Source organism: Simiaoa sunii, assembly GCF_014337175.1.
Taxonomy (GTDB): Bacteria; Bacillota; Clostridia; order Lachnospirales; family Lachnospiraceae; genus Acetatifactor; species Acetatifactor intestinalis.
The window spans coordinates 1,715,289-1,734,901 of sequence record NZ_CP060633.1 but is presented as its reverse complement, the minus strand read 5'-3'; the positions used below and the strand labels follow the sequence as shown (position 1 = coordinate 1,734,901).

The window sequence follows — 19,613 nt, the reverse complement described above, 5'->3', positions numbered from 1 at the left end:
ATAATTTTCCGCTGTTTATTTTATTCCATCAGGCTTTTGGCCAGCTTCACAGCATCTGCTGCATCCTTGGAATAGCCGTCCGCTCCGATCTCATCCGCATATTCCTGGGTGATCACGGCTCCGCCGATAATGATTTTGGCGGTGATACCTTCCTGTTTCGCAGCGGCTACGATCTCCCGCATTCTCTGCATGGTGGTGGTCATCAACGCTGACAGGGCGATAAACTCAGCGTGATGTTCCTTTGCCGTTTCCAAAATTTTGGCCTGAGGAACATCCTTTCCCAGATCTATCACATGGAAACCATGATTTTTCAACATCAACGCTACAAGATTTTTACCAATGTCATGAATATCGCCTTCTACGGTAGCAATAACGACTACCGGCATTTCTTCCCCACTGTTTCCGGTCTGTAATAAAGGCTCCAGTACTTCAATAGAATTCTTCATTGCTTCTGCACTGGCAATCAGCTGCGGCAGGAAATACTTGCCCTGATCAAAATATTCTCCCACCAGATTAATAGCGGGAAGCAGAACCTGATTCAATAATTCCACAGGTTTTTCTCCACTCTCCAGTGCTTCGTTTGTTATTTTTACAATACCGTTACGATTCCCCTTCAGAACTGCTGTTTTCAGTTTTTCCTGCATTTCATTGATCTGAGGGGTATCTTTCGAAGCAGTTACAGCAGATGGCACTTCTGTATTGTCCGTGGAATCTGCCTTCGTTCCCTGTTGCTCCAAAAGAGCAAGTTTTCTGGATAATTCCGCTTCTTTTTCTTCTCTGCGCTCTTTGACGCCTCCGGCATATTCAATATAACGGAGTGCAGCCTCTTCTTTATTCAGGAGAAGATCGGTTGCCAGCGCACAGCTCATCAGCATCTCCTGAGAGGGATTGGCAATCGCCATCGTCAGTCCCGACTGAATCGCCAGCGTCAGAAAAGCGGTATTTACAAAACCTCTCTCCGGCATGGCAAATGAAATATTGGATAAGCCGCAAATTGTGGCGAAGCCGTTGCTCTTGCAGTAACGGATCGTTTCCAGCGTCTCCAGTGCAGCCTTTGGATTTGCTCCGACGGTTGCCACCAGACCGTCTACTACAATATCTTCCTTTCGCATTCCAAGTGAAAGTGCACGATCATAAATTTTATGTATAATCTCTTTTTTCTCTTCAATGTCCTTAGGCAGACCTGCATCCGATAAAGGAAGCAGGATGAACATTGCACCATATTTAGCTACAATAGGAAGCAGCTTTTCGAATTTTTCCGTTTCCAGAGACACCGAATTGACCAAAGCACGTCCCGGGTAATTACGAAGGGCAGCTTCCAGTACTTCCACATAACTGGAATCCAGTGACAGCGGAAGATTCGTCACACCGCTTACCTCCTCCAGCGCCCGGAGCATACATAGCTTTTCATCAATACCGCTCATCCCCATATTGATATCCAGTACCTTTGCGCCACAGGTTTCCTGCTCTTCGGCGAACTGGATCACCTTTTCAAAATTGCCTTCCCGCAGTTGTGCCTGAAGTGCCTTTTTGCCCGTAGGGTTAATTCTCTCTCCCACGACAAAAAAACCATCCTCCAGCCCGAAGCTGTGGGTAATGCGTTCGGAGGTCAGATACCGGATGTCCTCCGGTCGTCTGGCTGCCGTTACCCTTGTCTCTGTACCAAAGCGGTCATGGATCTGTCGGATAAATTCCGGAGTGGTGCCGCAGCATCCCCCAAGTATGGTTGCGCCGGCATTCACCAGTACTTGCATTTCTTCGGTAAACTCTTCTGCTTCCATGTTATAGCAGGTGGTTCCGTTTTCATCTAGAAAAGGCAGTCCGGCATTTGGCTTTGCAATGATAGGTATCATGGTAACGGATACCATGTCGGAGATGATGCCTTCCATCTGTGCCGGACCGGTGGAACAGTTCGCACCGATAGCGCTCGCACCCAGGCTTTCCAGTACGACTGCCGCCGTTTTGGCATCTGTGCCGAATAAAGTTCTGCCATCCGCTTCAAAAGTAAGTGTAGCGATCACCGGAAGATCACAGACTTCTTTTGCAGCGATCAATGCCGCTCTGGTCTCTGCCAGGCTCATCATCGTTTCGACTACCAGCAGATCTGCTCCGGCATCCACCAGGCAGAGAATCTGCTCTTTATAGATAGCGATCAGATCTTCCAGCTCCATTTTTCCCATAGGGCGCAGCTGCTCGCCGGTCATGGTGATATCTCCGGCCACATAGACCGGATGTCCCGGAGTACTTGCTGCAGCTTCTTTGGATATCGCCACCAGGTCATGGATCATAGAGGACATATTTTTCTCTAAATGATATTCTGCCAGTTTTACACGGTTTGCTGTAAAGGTAGGTGCGTACAGAATATTGGTTCCCGCCTGCACGTATTCCTTCTGTAGCTGTAGCATTACCTCTCTATGTTCCAGAATCCACTGCTCCGGGCAGACTCCGGAGGGCATTCCGGCCTTTACCAGATTGGAGCCGGTGGCACCATCCAGATATATGATATGATCTTTTGTGAAATCAATAAATTTTTCTCGTGTCATGTTTCTCTTCCCTGTTTCTTAATTCTTTTAATCATACCACATTGTGCTTTTATTCGTAAAGGGGACGATTTAACATTATATGGTTGCGCAAAGTCTCAGAATATGATAAATTTTATGTGGATTAAATGATTTGGAGGATGATTATCTTGAAGAAAAAAATACTTGCCATTACCGCAGGACTTCTTACTGCCATGGCACTTACCGCTTGTGGAAAAGATCCTAAGCTGACACAGTTCAAGGGTGAAATAGATGCCTTCTGCACAGAAATCTCCGATATCGATACTGCCATCAATAACGTAGATGCGGAATCGGATACAGCAACTGATGAATTGCTGGGATATCTGGATCAACTGGATACCTCTTTTCAGAATTTTGCGGAATTGGATTTTCCCACGGAATTTGATTATCTGGAATCTCTGGCAGATGAAGCCAGCGCGTACATGACACAGGCAGTGGAAAGTTATCATGAAGCCTACAGCAACGGCGGCTACAATCAATTGACTGCCGATTATGCAAAAGAAAACTACGCAAGAGCTTATAAACGTATTCAGATCATTATTACGTTCCTGCATGGTGAACAACCGGAAAATGTAAATCTGACCACTGCAGAGGAAACAGCAGATGCTGCTTCTACTACTGCAGAATAATACGTAAGAACAAGAAAATCCCCGATGCTGATGCACCGGGGATTTTCTTGTTCTTTTTTCTGATAGATGATTATTTTAAAATTTTAATCTGACCGATCAGGGGAACTTCCTTCTCCTGCTCCTGGCAAGCATAGATCAGACCCATGATCCAGCATACAAACAGGAAAATACTCAGGATAGAACCTACAAATCCACCTACTTTAGGAATAAAATTGACAGCGCTTGCAATGATCTGACCGATCAGAATTACCAGCGCCTGATTCAGATGAAACTTAGCGCCCTCTTTATCACCTGCGCAAAACGCAACGATCCAGCCGATCCAAGTGATGTAAGCAATGATACCTGTAGTTTTTTTATTCATTTTTTCTCCCTCCGCACTCTTGTGCTTAAAAAATTCTGTATATGTAAAAATTGCAAATACAGTCATAGTGAAATATGAAAACCCAAAAGCAAAATGTTTTTCAAAATAAAATTTCCGATCATGATTGCGACAGCTGCATACAGATGCCACTCATGGAACTTCCATCCTTTGATCCCACCGATATGTAATCTGGCAAGAGTCTGTGTCAGCATAAAACCTCCAAAGATAACAACGGTATAAGTTACCAGTGGATGATACCAGGTTGCTGACAGAGGATGTCCTGCAAGCAGTGCACTTACCGCTCTGGTTCCGCCGCAGCCGGGACAATAAAATCCAAACAATCGGTAGACCACGCAGGTATATCCCTGCAGATTCGGAATAACTATATGAAGATACAGATAGATTCCAATGCTGCCGGTCAGAAGAAATATCCATCCTGTCAGATAAAGATAATCTTCCAGACTTCTGCTATTCTTAGTACATACTTTCAAAGCCGTAACCTACCATAGCCATAGAAAATACTACTGCAAGAACGGTGATCAGGATTCCCAATACAATACCGACGATGGAGCAGATCAGTCCACCCTTTGCCAGTCCGGTCTTACCCTGCTTATTGGCAAATACTGCACAGATAATACCACCGATACCAAACAAAGCACCAATCCATCCGGTACAGCATCCGAGAACAATAGAAAGAATACCCAGTACCAGACTGATGATAGCCAGCACATTGGTATCTTTGTTCTCAGGTTGTACAGGTGTTGTTACAGCTACCTGAGGCTGTACATTAGTAGTATAGTCTTGATAATTGTTTGCAGGCTGTTCTGCTGCAGGTGTCTCCTGTGCGGGTTCTGCTGTAGAACTTACTTCTGTTGCGGTAGTATCTACCGTTACATTGTTTTCATTTTCAAAATTCTGTCCGTCCATTTTTTCCTCTTTCCGATCCTTTCAGGATCTTAGTTTATTTAATCTGCCAGCGGGTTACCTTTACCATCTACATTGATCTTGCCTGTCAGGATCATAATAGCCTCTACCAGACTCCAGATCCATATACCTATAACCAGGAAAACACCAACTACAACACAGCAAAGAATATATCCAACAATGGTAAGCACAAGCTGTGTGATTGCTTTTCCGGTGTAGCCAAGATAAAAATTATGAACACCGAATGTACCCAGAAAAATACCCAGGAGACCGGCAACCAGTTTGGATTTTGCATCCGGTGCAGGAGCCTGTTTATTAGCTACGCCGCAGTTTAAGCATACTGCTGCATCCGGAGCTAACGGCTTACCGCAGTTATGGCAATAATTATTGCCCTGTCCCTTAGCTACGCCACACTTTATGCACATTACAGCTTCATCCGTCATATAAGGTTCGCCACAATTCTTACAATAGTACATTAATTCTTCCTCCCTCTTATTATTTCCTATTTTATAAAATAATTTGAACTAACAATGTACATTATACAAGATGCTTGTATTTTTTACCAGTGGTATTTTCACATTATAAAAGCGGATAACGTGCATTTTTTATATAATAAATATCTTATTGCCGCTTTTTGTCAAACATCAGGAAGCATTTACGATATATTCCGCACCATCCAAGAACTGCCATTGTTGAAAAGACCGGGATCATATTATAAAGATACCGCGCCCTGGCTTCAAACAACATAACAAATAAAAACATACCGATAAAAATAACGATCATGGTAACAGAAATATTCAACAGTTCGGACGACTCCTCCCTGACAGACATACCATACTTTCGAAATCCCGCAATTGCGTTCACCAGAAGCAATACCGCTTCTGCCAGAATTCCCAGCAGCACAAAAATCCACAGACCCTGACTTACCGTCGTGAACCAGATATAATTACTGCCATCCTGCCAGAAGAAATTCCGCAGCGGCTCCATAAAGGAGCTATCGGTAAGCTCCGGATATTCCCAGGCCTGGAAATATCCCTCCTGATACCAGCTGAAGGTGCCATCATTAAAATTCATGACCTGCTTACGTAACCAGAAATTTAAAGTCCCCCGTAGTCCCCGTTCCTGCATTCTTCTGCGGATTCCTGCAAGTTCATATTGCATCCGGGAAGCCTTATCGGAACCGGCAAAAGACCGTACGATCTCAAGGCCCTCTCCGGAACAGGCTCCCGTGGTGTCCTCATTGAGACCGTTATACATATAATTACTCCAACCGATTTCCAACTCCGGATTGTATCCGTAGTGTAATGTCTGATACATTCCCTGCCTGCACCATGATGCAAGACAAAAGGCAATTATCAGCAGTAACATCTTCCCTCCCAGTCCGTATAACCGGGAACGAACATCTCTCTCCTCCGAAGCGGTCCAAAAAATATCAATTATGACGATCGCAATTACCGCCACGTAACAGGTCGCTTTCATAATGCCGCTCAGGCATCCGAGAAACATAAGCAGGAACCAGAGAGCATAACTCCACCTGCTTTTGCGGCCTCGCACCATGGAATATAAGAAAAGGATCATAACAGGCATCGCTATGGTGCAGCCATCCGTATACGGAATGATTTTCCAGGGAGAAATTCCCAGAATGGCAATATTGAAAATCAGTGCTATAATAGATGTTCCCAGGTTTTTACTGACTCTGAGCACCAAAAGTACAGAACATAATACCGCCAGTGAAAGCATTACGCATTGGAACTGGATCCATATAAACTCCGGGTTATACGGATACGCTTTCATACCGGAAGAAAAGCAATACAGCTTATACAAAAGCCATGTAATGGGAATATTGTTGCTGTAGATCGTATAATAATCGTCATATCCCAGTTCGCCGCCTTCGAAGATCCAGCGTGCCGAATTGGCCACCATTCCGCAGTCCCAGCCGCCGTAGAACGCTATACATTTGGAAATATTGACATTGATCATATAAAAAAGGACACAGACCGCCACGGTAACGGCCGTAAATACAGTTATTGTACGGGGCGTGGTTGGAAGTTTTCTGAGAAAATAATAAAGAATTCCAAGTACCGCGGCTCCCACGATCGCACATAAAAATAAGACCCTGTTTCCTTCCACGGTAACAATTTTGTGCATTGCATTATAATCTACGTTATTTCCGTAATAAATAACATAAAAGAAAACCGGAAGAAATAACAACAGTAAAAGAAGAGAGAAAAAAACTGTACCGATATATTTTTTCTTCATTCCGAAAGATTCCTTTCCAAACTTTTCAGTAATGTCTGCCGGGCAATATTGTAGCATTTTCTATAAATATTTACAATGTTGCCCGGATAAAATCTATCTGATAGATTTTATCTACCAATATCTCCGTTCCCTGTATCCGGAGGCTTTTGCTATTTTCGTCAATTTTTTGCACGCATCCTTCCAGAGTGTTGTAGGCACCGCCGTTTTTCCGAGTGTCCGGTACGAAATAAGTGATCTTTACCGTAAGTTCCTCTCTCATGTGCTGTTGCAGATAACCGATCTGCCGGTCAATCTCCTGCTTCCTGTCTTCATCCAGTTCGACAAAATGATCCGTCAGACGGGCCGTTTCCTTCAGAGCATCTTCGTATCCTGTCAATGCCGCAAAGGGAGAAAACTGTGCCGCCCGGTCCTGCAACGACATTCTGGGGTGGGTGGCGGACACAGGATGCGGAAGCCGGAGCATGTCCTTATATTTCTCGTTCATTTTTTACCCTTTTTCTATGATTATTTATTATGCTTTGTGACCACCGATCTGACGATTCCTGTCTATTGTGGTAGCGCCCTCTTGTAAGTCGGCTGCCTTCAAAATGGCATTTTTTCCGTATTTGGATTTCACCCGGAGCATTGCTTCCTGCAAATGTTTTTCCTTTTCCAGACGTTCTTTTTCCTGCTGCGTCGTATCCTGTGCAGGCTCCTGCCCAGCATACAAAAGGTCTCCGGAGAACAGATCCAGCTGTTCGTAGACCGGCTCGTCCTTCACTTTGTCCGCATCTTTTAAATGATTGGCTGTCAGAGTGATCCTTCGTGTTAAAAGTGATGGATTCACGATCCGTTCATATAATCCCATCGTCGTCTCCGTGATCTTACTTAAAGATGCAGTCATTGTCGTAAGATTGCCGGTGCCGTGGGCATGTTTTGGTACGCTCCTGCCATAACGGTCTACCGTGATCTCCCCATGATAATGATCGGCAATCTCCGGTATCTTCAGATTATCAATGTCATAACCCACAGTCAGTACGATCTGATCTGTCACCAGCTTTTTCGTCATCAGATCCATGGCCAACTGTTCAGCCATCTCCCGGACTATGATCTTCGTCTTCGTAAAATCCATGGCACAATGCAATACCTGCCCGGAACTGATACAGTTGGTCTCCGGCCGATAGGACTTGATCAGATCCATGGTCACCGGTTCATATCCCCAGGCATGATCGATCAGAAGCTCCGCATTGATTCCGAACATTTTATAGAGTAAATCTTCATTATAGTAATCCTGAGTGCTGCCGATAGAACATCTGGCCACATCACCCATGGTAAACATTCCGGCTGCTTCCAGTTTTCGACGGTATCCAGTGCCAACTCTCCAGAAATCCGTCAGTGGTTTATGATCCCACAAAAGTTCCCGGTAACTGATCTCATCCAGTTCGGCGATCCGGACACCGTTTTCATCCGGCTCCATATGTTTGGCTACGATGTCCATGGCAATCTTACACAGATACAGATTGGTTCCGATTCCGGCTGTGGCAGTCAGCCCCTTTTTCTCGAGAATCTCCATTGCAATTTTGGACGCCAGTTCTCTCGCTGTCATGCCATAGGTTTTCAGATATTGTGTCACATCCAGGAATACCTCATCAATAGAATAGACGTGAATATCTTCCGGTGCAATGTACTTCAGATAAATATCATAAATCTGTGTACTGTATTCTAAATATCTCGCCATACGTGGTGTGGCTGTGACAAAAGCTACCTCTAATTCGGAATGTTCCTGCAATTCATCCGCAAAAGAAGATTTTCCGGTAAACGCTCCTCCGGGAGCTCTTACCTTCCGCAGTGCATTTACTTCCCGTACTTTGGAGATTACCTCAAACAGTCTTGCTCTTCCGGAAATCCCATAGGCTTTCAGGGAGGGTGACACTGCCAGGCAGATGGTCTTCTGCGTCCGGGAGGCATCCGCTACCACCAGGTTGGTGTTCAGTGGATCCAAGCCTCTGTCCACGCACTCCACGGAGGCATAAAAGGACTTCAGATCCATAGCAATATACGTATGTGATGATGTTTCCATAAATGCCTCCTTTCTGTGCTGCGGTTACTCATTACATCATGATTCGCACCTATGGTGCTTACCGTTGCTTCACAACGATCATGATCAAATTCGCCGTTCGCCAATTATGCAAGCATATTGGCTCCCTTGCGCTCATTATATTATAGCAGAATGTATGTTCGATTGCAAAAATAATTTTATGAAAAAAGACTCCCGAAAAAATCGGGAGTCTCAGAATTCTGAAAATCAGATTTATTAGAACTTGCCAGCCTTAGCAGCTTCTTCGATGGATACTGCAACAGCTACGGTAGCACCTACCATAGGGTTGTTACCCATACCGATCAGACCCATCATCTCAACATGTGCAGGTACAGAGGAAGAACCAGCGAACTGCGCATCAGAGTGCATACGGCCCAGAGTATCGGTGAAACCATAAGAAGCGGGACCTGCAGCCATGTTATCGGGATGCAGAGTACGTCCGGTACCGCCGCCGGATGCAACGGAGAAGTACTTCTTGCCTGCTTCCAGTCTCTCCTTCTTGTAAGTACCGGCTACGGGATGCTGGAATCTGGTAGGATTGGTAGAGTTACCGGTGATGGATACGTCTACGTTCTCCTTCCACATGATAGCTACACCTTCGGGAACGCTGTTAGCGCCGTAGCAGTTAACCTTAGCACGAAGTCCCTCAGAGTAAGCAATTCTCTCTACCTCGGTAACGGTATTGGTGTAAGGATCATAAGAGGTCTCTACGAAAGTAAATCCGTTGATACGGGAAATGATCTTTGCAGCATCCTTACCAAGACCGTTCAGGATAACACGTAAAGGCTTCTGACGAACTTTGTTAGCCTTCTCTGCAATACCGATCGCACCTTCTGCTGCTGCGAAGGACTCATGTCCAGCCAGGAAACAGAAGCAGTCGGTATCCTCTTCCAGTAACATCTTGCCCAGGTTACCATGACCAAGACCTACCTTACGGGTATCCGCAACGGAACCGGGAATACAGAATGACTGTAAGCCTTCACCGATTGCTGCTGCTGCTTCAGATGCCTTTCTGCAGCCTTTCTTGATTGCAATTGCAGCGCCTACAGTGTAAGCCCAGCAAGCATTTTCAAAACAGATGGGCTGGATCTTCTTAACCTGATCGTATACATCCAGACCAGCATCTTTCGTGATCTTCTCTGCTTCTTCGATAGAGGAGATACCATAGCTGTTCAGTACAGCGTTGATCTTATCAATACGTCTTTCATATGATTCAAATAAAGCCATTTTTTCTGTCCTCCTGTATCTTATTGTTTTCTGGGATCGATGATCTTAACTGCATCATCTACACGACCGTACTGGCCCTTAGCCTTTTCCCATGCAGTGTTAGCATCGTCACCCTTCTTGATGAAGTCAGTCATCTTACCAAGGTTAACGAACTGGTAACCGATGATCTGATCATCCTTGTCCAGAGCGATACCGGTTACATAACCTTCTGCCATCTCCAGATAACGGGGACCCTTCTTCAGAGTACCGTACATAGTACCAACCTGGCTTCTTAAGCCCTTACCGAGGTCTTCCAGACCTGCACCGACAGGCAGACCTTCCTCAGAGAATGCACTCTGGGTACGTCCGTATACGATCTGTAAGAACAGCTCTCTCATAGCGGTATTGATTGCATCACATACAAGGTCAGTATTTAAAGCTTCCATAACGGTCAGACCGGGCAGAATCTCAGCAGCCATAGCTGCGGAGTGGGTCATACCGGAACATCCAACGGTCTCAACCAGAGCCTCCTGGATGATGCCTTCCTTAACGTTCAGGGTAAGCTTACATGCACCCTGCTGAGGTGCACACCAGCCCACACCGTGAGTCAGACCGGAAATATCCTTAACTTCTTTTGCCTGCACCCATTTTGCCTCTTCGGGAATGGGAGCACAACCATGATGTACGCCCTGTGCAACGGGACACATTTCTTCAACTTCTTTTGAATAAATCATGTGAAATCTCCTTTCAATATGTACTTATAATACTATTGATAAAATAATATCATAATGGTCGTGTTCATTCTCTCATATTTCCCCAAAAAAATCTAGTGGGTTTTGACATTTTTTTCATTAGTTCCTATGAAAAACACCATATTCTTACGTTGCAGCATTTACCAGCTCTTGATAAAGGTATCAATGTAGTTATCGAGACATTTCTTAATGACTTCGATGGCTTCTTCTCTGTTACCCTTTTCATTGACTGCGGTGGTCTTGTTCTCCAGTGCTTTATATACTGTGAAGAAATGCTCCATCTCGTCCACCACATGACTGGGCAGCTCGGAAATATCATGATAGCAGTTATAATTAGGATCATTGAAAGGTACTGCAATGATCTTCTCATCGTTTTTGCCGTTATCCAGCATGGAGATCACACCGATCGGATACGCTCTTACCAGAGTCATAGGCTGTACCGGCTCGGAACACAGTAACAATACATCCAGAGGGTCACCGTCATCACCGTAGGTTCTGGGAATGAAACCATAGTTTGCGGGATAATGGGTGGATGTATGCAGGATACGATCCAGGATCAGAAGACCAGTCTCCTTGTCCAGTTCATACTTGTTCTTGCTACCCTTGGAAATCTCAATAACACAGACAAAATCTGTGGGAGTCACTCTCTGAGTGCTCATGGTGTGCCAAATACTTCCGTTTACTTCTTTCATAATCTCTCTCCTCTACTCTATAGTTATTTCCGGACAAAAGATCCAGAGAATACACAGGTCATTATCCGCGGATCTGACCGTTTCCGTGGATCTTGTATTTATAGGAGGTCAGCTCCTTCAGACCCATGGGGCCTCTTGCGTGCAGCTTCTGTGTGCTGATGCCGATCTCGGCACCAAATCCAAATTCAAATCCATCCGTAAAGCGTGTGGATGCATTGACATAGACACAGGCAGCATCCACTTCGTTTAAGAACTTTTCCGCCGTCTGCACATTTTCCGTCACGATACATTCGGAATGCTTCGTATTATATCGGTTAATATGAGCGATCGCCTCGTCCACACTGTCAACCGTTTTAATAGATAAAATATAGTCCAGATACTCGGTAGCGTAATCTTCTTCCGTTGCCGGAATACAGTCCGGCAGGATTTCACGGGTACTTTCGTCCCCTCGCAGTTCCACATTTTTGGTTTTCAGGGTCTCCGCCATTTTGGGAAGGAACCTGTCACGGATCGCCCGATGTACCACCAGCGACTCACAGGCATTGCAGACGCCGATCCTCTGGGTCTTAGCATTCATCAGAATTTTTACTGCCATATCCACATCTGCGTCCCGATCTACGTAAACATGACAATTACCGGTGCCGGTTTCGATCACGGGGATCGTACTGTTCTCCACCACGCTGCGGATCAGTCCCGCACCACCTCTGGGAATCAGTACATCCACATATTCTTTCATCTTCATGAACTGTGCGGTAACCGCCCGATCGGTATCCTCAATCAGTTGTACCGCTGTCCGGGGCATTTTGCAGACATCCAGGGCATCCTGCAATACCCTTACAATTGCAATATTGGAATGAATGGCATCACTGCCGCCCTTTAAGATCACAGCATTACCGGTTTTAAAGCACAATCCGAAGGCATCCGCAGTAACATTGGGACGCGCTTCATAGATAATGCCGATGACACCTAACGGAACCCGCACCTTATCGATCTTTAATCCGTTGGGACGCTCGAAATGTTCCATAACCTCTCCGATACAGTCGGGAAGCTCGGAAATCTGGCGAAGTCCCTCCGCAATCTGGGCAATTCGATCGGATGTCAGTTTTAAACGATCCAAAAGTCCGGGATTCATTCCGTTTCTTCGGCCGTTCTCCAGATCAGACTCATTGGCAGCAAGAATCTCCGCCTGCCTGTCACACAGATAGTTTGCCGCAGTGTCCAGTGCCTTATTTTTTTCTTCAGTAGTCAGTTTCTGCAATATATATTTCGCAGCACATGCATTTTTTCCCAATTCCGTTAACTCTGCCATAGCTATCCCCTACTTTCTATCCGATATTTATAATTTAAACCAGAATCACCTGATACGGCTTCACATCTGTCACTTCCACAGGTACCTGTTCTACCTGCTGGCAGCGGAAACCGATACCGATGCTCCGCAGTCTTAAGCTTTCTTTGTCCGCAAGATATCTGTCGTAAAATCCACCGCCGTATCCCATACGGTTTCCCAGCGGGTCAAAGGCGCTTCCCGGCATCAGAAGTAAGGTTTTGTCTGCATGCTCCGGTTCAAACACATACCGGTCCGTATCCCCTGCCGGTTCCGGGATTTTCTTGTAACCGTTTTTCAACTCTGACAGAGAGAACATCCGATAAAACTCCATTTTTCCATCTTCCACTTTGGGAACGTAGACATTTTTTCCGTCTTGCAGAGCACTTTCGAGAATCTCCGTCGTACAGATCTCACTGCCGTAGCTTACAAAACCTAAAATCGTATCCGACAGATAATACCACTGGTGTCCCAGAATCCGCTCCGTGATCAGCAGTTTTCCCCGTTCCCTCTCCGGTTCGGTAAGCGCATTTCTGCAGGCAAGCGCTTTTCTTCGAATCTGTTTTTTCTGTTCTTTGATCATTTTTTCTTTTTATAAACCGGCTTTAATTTCTCAATGGTGCCGTCCGGTCTCTCAATCTCTATATTATCCAGCTGAGCTTTCATATTACGTTTGATACTGTCCACATATTCCTGACGTAAAATGGTCTGTTCCAGTTTTTCTTCGTCGGTCAGTCCCTCATTCTGAGATTTATGATAAAGCTCATTGATGCGCTTTATTCTTTCATCCATATTCATAATGTATTCTCCTTTTTGCCGGATCAATTTTTATGCAGATTCTGTACAAATTCCGGCAGATCAAAGCTTTCATCCCTGTGTGCTACGAACAGAGTACCTTCATTCTCTCCTTCTAACAACCGATGCAGCACGCCGATGTCTCTGCTGTTGGCAATGAGCATATCCACGTCGGAACTGGTGGCAATTTTAGCTGCGATCATCTTGGTATTCATGCCGCCGGTACCTACATTACTGCCGGTGGAAGCCTTGCCCATATTCATGAATTCATCCGTAAGTTCATCCACTTGTTCGATAAATTCTGCATCCGGATTCTGTCTGGGATCATCGGTATAGAGTCCGTCGATATCCGACAGCAGGATCAACAGGTCTGCATCGATCAGGGCTGCCACGATTGCGGACAGCGTATCGTTATCACCAATTTCGATCTCGTAGGTAGCTACGGTATCATTTTCATTCACAATGGGGATCACCCCCATTTTTAATAGTTGTGTAAAGGTGTTATGAGCATTATAACGATTCAGATTATCCACAATGGTATTTTTAGTCATCAAAATCTGTGCCGCTACATGATTGTATTCCGAAAACAGTTTCTGATACGCCATCATCAGACGGGCCTGACCGATTGCCGAGCATGCCTGTTTTACAGCCATGGCCTCTGCCTGGGTCTGTCCCTCAATTGTCTTCAGATTCACTGCTTTTTTGCCCACGGCAATGGCACCGGAAGTCACCAGTACAACTTTCTTTCCCTGATTGCTGATATCACAGAGTTCTCTCACCAGCTTTTCCAGCCGGATATAATCCAGATCTCCTGTTTCGTTATGTTGTAAAGAAGAGGAACCGATCTTAACGACGATTTTCTTCTTATCTTTTATCTGTTCCCTTATGTTATTCACGTGACTGCCTCTCTGACTATAAAATAAAAACTTTCGAATATCTGAATGATATACTATTTTGCTCTGTACGTCAACGCTGTGATGGAGCAAACTGTGATGCAATCATCTCCGCCACACGGATACCGTCCATCGCCGCCGAAGTAATTCCGCCGGCATACCCTGCCCCTTCTCCGCAGGGATAGCATCCGCGGATCGCGGATTGCAATTTTTCATCCCGATCAATTCTCACCGGTGACGAGGTGCGGCTTTCTACTCCGGTCAGAATCGCATGCGGAGAATCAAATTCCCGGATCTGTCTGCCAAAACTGTCCATTCCTTCCACAAAAGCATGATTGCATTCCTCCGGAAGGATCCCCGTCAGATCAGCCCATTCATAAGCTCCTTTGCACTGTGGTTCCATTCTGTCCCATTCGTCGGAATCTATTTCTTTTTCCGGTAGATCTTCTCCCGTCACTTTTTTGCGGAAATCTCCATAGTGCTGTACCGGAAGTTTTCCATTACAGAGATCATATGCCTTTTTCTCGAGTACCCGTTGAAATTCGATTCCGGCTAACGGATGCTCCGATCCATAATCCTCCGGCGTCACCGATACAATAATGGCGCTGTTGGCATTTTGACCGTCACGTCCACTGTAACTCATGCCGTTGACAGCCAGTCTTCCGGGTTCTGAAGACGCATTGACCACATATCCTCCGGGGCACATGCAGAAAGAATATACCCCTCTGCCGGTACCGGTCTTCGCCGTCACCTTATAGGCAGCTGCACCCAGTCCCTTAACCTGCTCCGCACCGTATTGACTCCGGTTGATCAAAGCCTGCGGATGTTCCACACGAAATCCTACGGCAAAAGGTTTTGCCGACATTGGGAACTGATTTTCATAAAGCATGGAAAAAGTATCTCTGGCGCTGTGTCCGGGAGCCAGAACCAGCTGCTCACACGGGAGTTCTTCGGCAGCGTTTATTTTCACTCCCGTAACATGATCACCCTCAGTCAATATTTCCGTCACCTGACTGTGAAAATGAACTTCGCCTCCCAGACGCAGGATCTCTTCCCGCATACTTTTCACGATCCGGCTCAGTACATCGGTCCCGATATGGGGCTTTGCCTGATATAAAATAGCAGGATCCGCACCGTGCCTTACAAAAGTCCTGAGAACTTCTGTGTTTCTACCGTATTTATCCTTAACCAATGTATTTAATTTACCGTCCGAAAAAGTTCCGGCACCCCCTTCTCCGAACTGAACGTTGGAATCGGGTTGCAGTTTCCCTGTCTTCCAGAACCGCTCCACATCCGCCTGTCTCGTGTCCACATCCGCGCCCCGCTCTAAAATCACGGGACGATATCCGTGTAGTGCGAGATAATATCCGCAGAATAATCCAGCCGGTCCGCATCCGACGATCACCGTTGGATGCTTTTGCGTCTGTGTGCCGCCTGCAGGGAAATGATATTTCCTTTTCTCCGTTTGCAGAACATTTGCCTTACCGAGTCTGCGACAGGCATCCTTGTATACTTTCTCTTCTTTTTTCACGCTGACATCGATACTGTAACTGTAAAAAAGTTCCGGCTTCTTCCTTGCATCCAGAGACTGTCTTACGACCTCCAGTTCCAGAATATCTTCTGTAGGGATCCGCAGGCTTTGTGCCGTCTTATGTACAAGTTGTTCCTCCGTATGATTTACCGGAAGTTTCAACTGGTTTAATCTGATCATAATAACTCCTTATTCTGTCTTGATTGCAGCAGAACACCCCGCAATAAACCCGCTGCTCCAGGCCCATTGCAGATTATAGCCGCCGCATCTTCCGTCCACATCCAGAATCTCTCCTGCGAAATACAGCCCGGGGCAGAGTTTTGATTCCATGTCTTCCGTCACTTCCGTTACTGCAATTCCTCCGGCCGATACCTGAGCATTCTCATAGGGATTGCTCTCCGTAATATGTAACCGGAAACATCTGCACAGTTCATAAAAAGTGTTTATTTTATCTTCCGGAATTTCCACTGCCGGAGTTGTCGGTTTTATGCCTGCAATTTTCAAAAATACAGACATCAGCTTTTTATTCAGGATTCCCGTAAAAAACTCTTCTGCCGTCCGCTTTTCCTGCAGCATCCGGCGGGTTTTCTTCATATTTTCATAGGATTCTTCCGTCATATCCGGCAGAAAATCAATCTCGGCCATTACAGTTTTCCGGTCCCTGAGTAAATAATTCACATCACGGCTCAACTGAAATATGGGAATTCCGGAGATGCCGTATTCCGTCAGCTGCAATTCTCCGCGCTCAACATCTGTTTCACGTCCGTCACACAAAATACGCACTCTGCTGTCAGCACGAACACCGGCTATTCCCTTCAGAAGATCTGTCTCCAGACACCGGAGCTGCACCAGCGCAGGTACGGGAGCAATACAGGTATGACCAGCTTTTTTGGCAATTTTCCATCCGCTTCCGTCAGAGCCGGTACCGGGGGCAGCCTTTCCGCCGCAGGTCAGGATCACCGCATCGAATTGCCATTCTCTGTCACCATCGTTTACCACAAGTTTCCCGGATCGTGTTCGTTCCACTTTCTGCACTTTACATCCATAGATGATTTCAACTCCAAGCGTCTGCAGTTCGTAGCGAAGCACATCCAGTACCGACGCTGCCTGTTCACTGACCGGATACAGATATCCGTTTTTTTCCTTGATCAGAAGCCCTATTTTTTGAAAAAAGCAAACGGTGTCCTCCGTACCGAAGCGTTCCAGCGCCTGCTTTATCCATGCAGCATCTCCTCCATGGTAACATTCCACCGTGAGATTTTTGTTGCCCAGATTGCATTTTCCGTTTCCTGTCTGTAATATTTTTTTCCCGATTCGATCATTTCGTTCCAAAATCGTAACTTTGGTACCTTTTCGGGCAGCTGTGACCGCAGCCATCATACCTGCTGCACCGCCGCCGATGATTCCAATGTGTTTTTTCATTTCTGTTTCACCTGTTTCTTTCTTCAGGAAGAATATGTCTCCAGAAAATCATACAGTGTTTCCTCATCAGGAATGGACAGCATGTCCATAATCTGCATCTGTATTTTCTCTGGAAGACTGTCCAGGGCAATCCCTGTATTGATATATATGGTAGACCGATCCTCCAGGTATACCACAACTTCGTTGTCACATACTGCCAGATAAAAGCCATCGCTTGGCTGCAGATAGCGATAATCCATACGAACCACAACTTTTTCCCTGGAAAAGGATAATACCTCTAAACCCACAAAACCTCTTTCGAGCTCTGACAGCGGAGGATGTTCCGCATACAGATTCATCGTTTCCAGAAACCTCTCCCTGGTCATGCCAATATATTTATGTGGAATCTGCCAGGAAGTCTCTACGGAGGTATTTCTGAGAATGTCCGTCTCTTTCAATACATATTCCGTATCCGCACATAAGGTTTCTTCTGACACGGTAACCGCAACATTTTCCGGTACCTCCGAAGTGTCTGCTCTATCCGCAGGGACTTCGGAATACCGTCCGGGATACGATCCCGGATAGAAAAAACGGATTCCCCACACCCCGATAAAAATACCAAGACTCAAAAAGAAAATGGGAATTACAAAAAAGTAACTGATACGTTTTACAAGTTTCATACTGCCTCACATCTGTGGTGTCAATGTTCATTCTTTGTATCAGTATCAGTTATTTTTGGAATAATATACATCTGACGCAAATTTTACAGCCGGAACATTTTCCCCAGCATACGCATCAGCCTGCCGCCGGGAATATATTGAAAATCCTGTCCCCGCAGACAGCGTAACAATAATAGAAGGAACCAATACAACAACAGCGTAATGATCAGTTCCGAAATCACCGTTACCACTGCTCCCACATGGGGGAACAACAGTTTTTCCAGACCGAATGCCAGCAGACCGCAGGCACAACAGCAGCCGGCCGGAATTGCCAGTCCTCTGAGTGCGTCGGGCCGGGTCTTCCTCTGCAGACATAATATAACACACAGACACACAGCGCCGGCAGCCATTCCGATGACACTCCCGAGGACGATGCTCAGAATCCCGGCATTTTCCATTCTGAAAAGAATAGTCGACGTTATGACAAATACGAGATCCATCACACCGTATCCCAACAGGAGCAAATGGTTTTTTCCCGATAATTTTAAAATTTGTGAGCAATAAAAGAGCAAGAGCGCCCACAGGACCACGGAGGATCCTGTGGTGAACATTTCTCCCAGCAGGATTCCGACAGAGTTATCGATTGTCTGCGCCAGGGGTACCGCCAGAACGGCAAGCCATACGGTGAAAAACATTCCATGTAGAAATACACCCTGGATTCCCGACTGTATTGCATTTTGGACATAGCGTTCTTCTTTTTTCCGGATATGTGCGCCGGCTTTGGCTACTCCCGGTAGGATTCCCATGCATAAAAGAACCACAACCAGAAGCATTGTATCCAGATATCTTCCGATAAACACGCCATAGCTGTCTGCAGCTGCATAAATATCCGACGCATTTTTCTCAAATAAAACGAGCCCTGTCCATAACGGCAGATACAAAAGTAAATCGCCGATGATATCACCGCCCATACTGAAAAGCAGAACCCGGACCTGACTGAAAAAAGTATCGGTCCCCTTCATGCCTATTTCCGACTCTCTTCTTCCGGATGCGCTTCCCTGATAAATCACAAATACAAAAATCAGAACCAATACCTCGGAGATCACAATTCCCAATGCGACACCCATGGCACCGTACATAGCAGTAAAGTCATCCTTTTTCAGGAGAAGACTGACTTTTTCCCCATAGGTTCGAAAAATACCCAAAAACAAAAGGCCCAGTCCAAAATAAAATACCTGTCGCAGGATAGCGGATACCGCAGAAGGCATTTCCGATCCTTCACTCTGAAAAATTCCCAGGAGTACCGACTGCATACATCTAAGTATCAGCGCAGGACACAGAATCCACAGGATCATACTTCCGTAGGGAATCCGAAACGCTTTTTCCAGCACAAAATATCCAAGTGCCGCACAGAGCACCGCACCGACCAGCCCGGCAGCAATCTGGAAAATCATCATATTCCTTCGCATTTTGGATACGTTTTTATATTGTCCTTTGGCATTTCTGCTCCTAAGAAGCCGGCCAAGACGATCCGGGACATTTTTACCGG

General features: G+C 45.9%; 20 protein-coding genes. 1 reads left to right on the top strand and 19 read right to left on the bottom strand.

The window, feature by feature from the left end:
• Nucleotides 1–20: 20 nt before the first annotated feature.
• Nucleotides 21–2,543: a homocysteine S-methyltransferase family protein gene (locus H9Q77_RS07980; RefSeq protein ID WP_249327084.1), complete on the bottom strand. Its 2,523-nt coding sequence runs from the start codon at nt 2,541–2,543 to the stop codon at nt 21–23.
• Nucleotides 2,544–2,689: 146 nt separating this feature from the next.
• Between H9Q77_RS07980 and H9Q77_RS07975 the strand changes: the two genes are divergently transcribed.
• Nucleotides 2,690–3,190 carry a hypothetical protein gene (locus tag H9Q77_RS07975; protein WP_022155091.1) on the top strand — a complete coding sequence of 167 codons (501 nt, stop codon included), beginning with the start codon at nt 2,690–2,692 and terminating at the stop codon, nt 3,188–3,190.
• Between the two features lie 70 nt (nt 3,191–3,260).
• On the opposite strand, the gene H9Q77_RS07970 is transcribed toward H9Q77_RS07975, so the two are convergent.
• From H9Q77_RS07970 to H9Q77_RS07885, 18 genes are all read right to left on the bottom strand, one after another.
• Nucleotides 3,261–3,551: a membrane protein gene (locus tag H9Q77_RS07970; protein ID WP_022155092.1), complete on the bottom strand. Its 291-nt coding sequence runs from the start codon at nt 3,549–3,551 to the stop codon at nt 3,261–3,263.
• Nucleotides 3,552–3,613: 62 nt separating this feature from the next.
• A complete protein-coding gene (locus tag H9Q77_RS07965) occupies nt 3,614–4,042 on the bottom strand; it encodes a DUF2752 domain-containing protein (protein ID WP_022155093.1) in 429 nt (142 codons plus the stop codon).
• Nucleotides 4,026–4,478 carry a DUF4190 domain-containing protein gene (locus H9Q77_RS07960; RefSeq protein ID WP_022155094.1) on the bottom strand — a complete coding sequence of 151 codons (453 nt, stop codon included), beginning with the start codon at nt 4,476–4,478 and terminating at the stop codon, nt 4,026–4,028. Before H9Q77_RS07960 ends, H9Q77_RS07965 begins: the two co-directional genes overlap by 17 nt.
• Nucleotides 4,479–4,516: 38 nt before the next feature.
• Nucleotides 4,517–4,951, bottom strand: coding sequence for an NINE protein (locus tag H9Q77_RS07955; protein ID WP_022155095.1), 435 nt, complete (start codon nt 4,949–4,951; stop codon nt 4,517–4,519).
• Nucleotides 4,952–5,096: 145 nt separating this feature from the next.
• Nucleotides 5,097–6,734, bottom strand: a complete 1,638-nt coding sequence (locus tag H9Q77_RS07950; RefSeq protein WP_249327083.1) for a glycosyltransferase family protein — start codon at nt 6,732–6,734, stop codon at nt 5,097–5,099.
• Nucleotides 6,735–6,804: 70 nt separating this feature from the next.
• Nucleotides 6,805–7,218, bottom strand: coding sequence for a YolD-like family protein (locus H9Q77_RS07945; protein ID WP_022155097.1), 414 nt, complete (start codon nt 7,216–7,218; stop codon nt 6,805–6,807).
• A 27-nt stretch (nt 7,219–7,245) separates the two neighbouring features.
• Entirely contained in the window at nt 7,246–8,793 is a 1,548-nt protein-coding gene (locus H9Q77_RS07940; protein ID WP_249327082.1) for a Y-family DNA polymerase, read from the bottom strand.
• A gap of 234 nt (nt 8,794–9,027) precedes the next feature.
• Nucleotides 9,028–10,038 (bottom strand): GGGtGRT protein, encoded by a 1,011-nt coding sequence (locus tag H9Q77_RS07935; protein ID WP_022155099.1) that lies wholly within the window; start codon nt 10,036–10,038, stop codon nt 9,028–9,030.
• A 20-nt stretch (nt 10,039–10,058) separates the two neighbouring features.
• Complete coding sequence (locus H9Q77_RS07930) at nt 10,059–10,751, bottom strand: iron-sulfur cluster assembly scaffold protein (protein WP_022155100.1); 693 nt, start codon at nt 10,749–10,751, stop codon at nt 10,059–10,061.
• Between the two features lie 158 nt (nt 10,752–10,909).
• Complete coding sequence (locus tag H9Q77_RS07925) at nt 10,910–11,461, bottom strand: inorganic diphosphatase (protein WP_022155101.1); 552 nt, start codon at nt 11,459–11,461, stop codon at nt 10,910–10,912.
• Nucleotides 11,462–11,522: 61 nt separating this feature from the next.
• Nucleotides 11,523–12,770, bottom strand: coding sequence for a glutamate-5-semialdehyde dehydrogenase (locus H9Q77_RS07920; RefSeq protein WP_118551399.1), 1,248 nt, complete (start codon nt 12,768–12,770; stop codon nt 11,523–11,525).
• Nucleotides 12,771–12,804: 34 nt separating this feature from the next.
• Entirely contained in the window at nt 12,805–13,368 is a 564-nt protein-coding gene (locus H9Q77_RS07915) for a 5-formyltetrahydrofolate cyclo-ligase (protein WP_118551397.1), read from the bottom strand.
• Complete coding sequence (locus H9Q77_RS07910; RefSeq protein ID WP_330490523.1) at nt 13,365–13,583, bottom strand: DUF896 domain-containing protein; 219 nt, start codon at nt 13,581–13,583, stop codon at nt 13,365–13,367. Before H9Q77_RS07910 ends, H9Q77_RS07915 begins: the two co-directional genes overlap by 4 nt.
• Nucleotides 13,584–13,606: 23 nt before the next feature.
• The gene (gene proB / locus H9Q77_RS07905) at nt 13,607–14,476 is read right to left on the bottom strand and encodes a glutamate 5-kinase (RefSeq protein ID WP_249327081.1); all 870 of its coding nucleotides are present in this window, start codon (nt 14,474–14,476) and stop codon (nt 13,607–13,609) included.
• A gap of 70 nt (nt 14,477–14,546) precedes the next feature.
• Nucleotides 14,547–16,184, bottom strand: a complete 1,638-nt coding sequence (locus H9Q77_RS07900) for an NAD(P)/FAD-dependent oxidoreductase (protein ID WP_249327080.1) — start codon at nt 16,182–16,184, stop codon at nt 14,547–14,549.
• Nucleotides 16,185–16,193: 9 nt separating this feature from the next.
• Entirely contained in the window at nt 16,194–17,426 is a 1,233-nt protein-coding gene (locus H9Q77_RS07895; protein WP_118547094.1) for a BaiN/RdsA family NAD(P)/FAD-dependent oxidoreductase, read from the bottom strand.
• Between the two features lie 23 nt (nt 17,427–17,449).
• Nucleotides 17,450–18,085, bottom strand: coding sequence for a hypothetical protein (locus tag H9Q77_RS07890; protein ID WP_022155108.1), 636 nt, complete (start codon nt 18,083–18,085; stop codon nt 17,450–17,452).
• Between the two features lie 83 nt (nt 18,086–18,168).
• On the bottom strand, nt 18,169–19,521 hold the full coding sequence (locus H9Q77_RS07885) for an MATE family efflux transporter (RefSeq protein WP_147365365.1): 1,353 nt from the start codon (nt 19,519–19,521) through the stop codon (nt 18,169–18,171).
• Nucleotides 19,522–19,613: the final 92 nt, after the last annotated feature.

What these genes read in the sequence shown, in the direction of transcription:
- H9Q77_RS07980 (WP_249327084.1), bottom strand. Translation starts at nt 2,543, where the DNA reads ATGACACGAGAAAAATTTATTGATTTCACAAAAGATCATATCATATAT.
- H9Q77_RS07970 (WP_022155092.1), bottom strand. Translation starts at nt 3,551, where the DNA reads ATGAATAAAAAAACTACAGGTATCATTGCTTACATCACTTGGATCGGC.
- H9Q77_RS07960 (WP_022155094.1), bottom strand. Translation starts at nt 4,478, where the DNA reads ATGGACGGACAGAATTTTGAAAATGAAAACAATGTAACGGTAGATACT.
- H9Q77_RS07955 (WP_022155095.1), bottom strand. Translation starts at nt 4,951, where the DNA reads ATGTACTATTGTAAGAATTGTGGCGAACCTTATATGACGGATGAAGCT.
- H9Q77_RS07950 (WP_249327083.1), bottom strand. Translation starts at nt 6,734, where the DNA reads ATGAAGAAAAAATATATCGGTACAGTTTTTTTCTCTCTTCTTTTACTG.
- H9Q77_RS07945 (WP_022155097.1), bottom strand. Translation starts at nt 7,218, where the DNA reads ATGAACGAGAAATATAAGGACATGCTCCGGCTTCCGCATCCTGTGTCC.
- H9Q77_RS07940 (WP_249327082.1), bottom strand. Translation starts at nt 8,793, where the DNA reads ATGGAAACATCATCACATACGTATATTGCTATGGATCTGAAGTCCTTT.
- H9Q77_RS07935 (WP_022155099.1), bottom strand. Translation starts at nt 10,038, where the DNA reads ATGGCTTTATTTGAATCATATGAAAGACGTATTGATAAGATCAACGCT.
- H9Q77_RS07930 (WP_022155100.1), bottom strand. Translation starts at nt 10,751, where the DNA reads ATGATTTATTCAAAAGAAGTTGAAGAAATGTGTCCCGTTGCACAGGGC.
- H9Q77_RS07925 (WP_022155101.1), bottom strand. Translation starts at nt 11,461, where the DNA reads ATGAAAGAAGTAAACGGAAGTATTTGGCACACCATGAGCACTCAGAGA.
- H9Q77_RS07920 (WP_118551399.1), bottom strand. Translation starts at nt 12,770, where the DNA reads ATGGCAGAGTTAACGGAATTGGGAAAAAATGCATGTGCTGCGAAATAT.
- H9Q77_RS07915 (WP_118551397.1), bottom strand. Translation starts at nt 13,368, where the DNA reads ATGATCAAAGAACAGAAAAAACAGATTCGAAGAAAAGCGCTTGCCTGC.
- H9Q77_RS07910 (WP_330490523.1), bottom strand. Translation starts at nt 13,583, where the DNA reads ATGAATATGGATGAAAGAATAAAGCGCATCAATGAGCTTTATCATAAA.
- H9Q77_RS07900 (WP_249327080.1), bottom strand. Translation starts at nt 16,184, where the DNA reads ATGATCAGATTAAACCAGTTGAAACTTCCGGTAAATCATACGGAGGAA.
- H9Q77_RS07895 (WP_118547094.1), bottom strand. Translation starts at nt 17,426, where the DNA reads ATGAAAAAACACATTGGAATCATCGGCGGCGGTGCAGCAGGTATGATG.
- H9Q77_RS07890 (WP_022155108.1), bottom strand. Translation starts at nt 18,085, where the DNA reads ATGAAACTTGTAAAACGTATCAGTTACTTTTTTGTAATTCCCATTTTC.
- H9Q77_RS07885 (WP_147365365.1), bottom strand. Translation starts at nt 19,521, where the DNA reads ATGATGATTTTCCAGATTGCTGCCGGGCTGGTCGGTGCGGTGCTCTGT.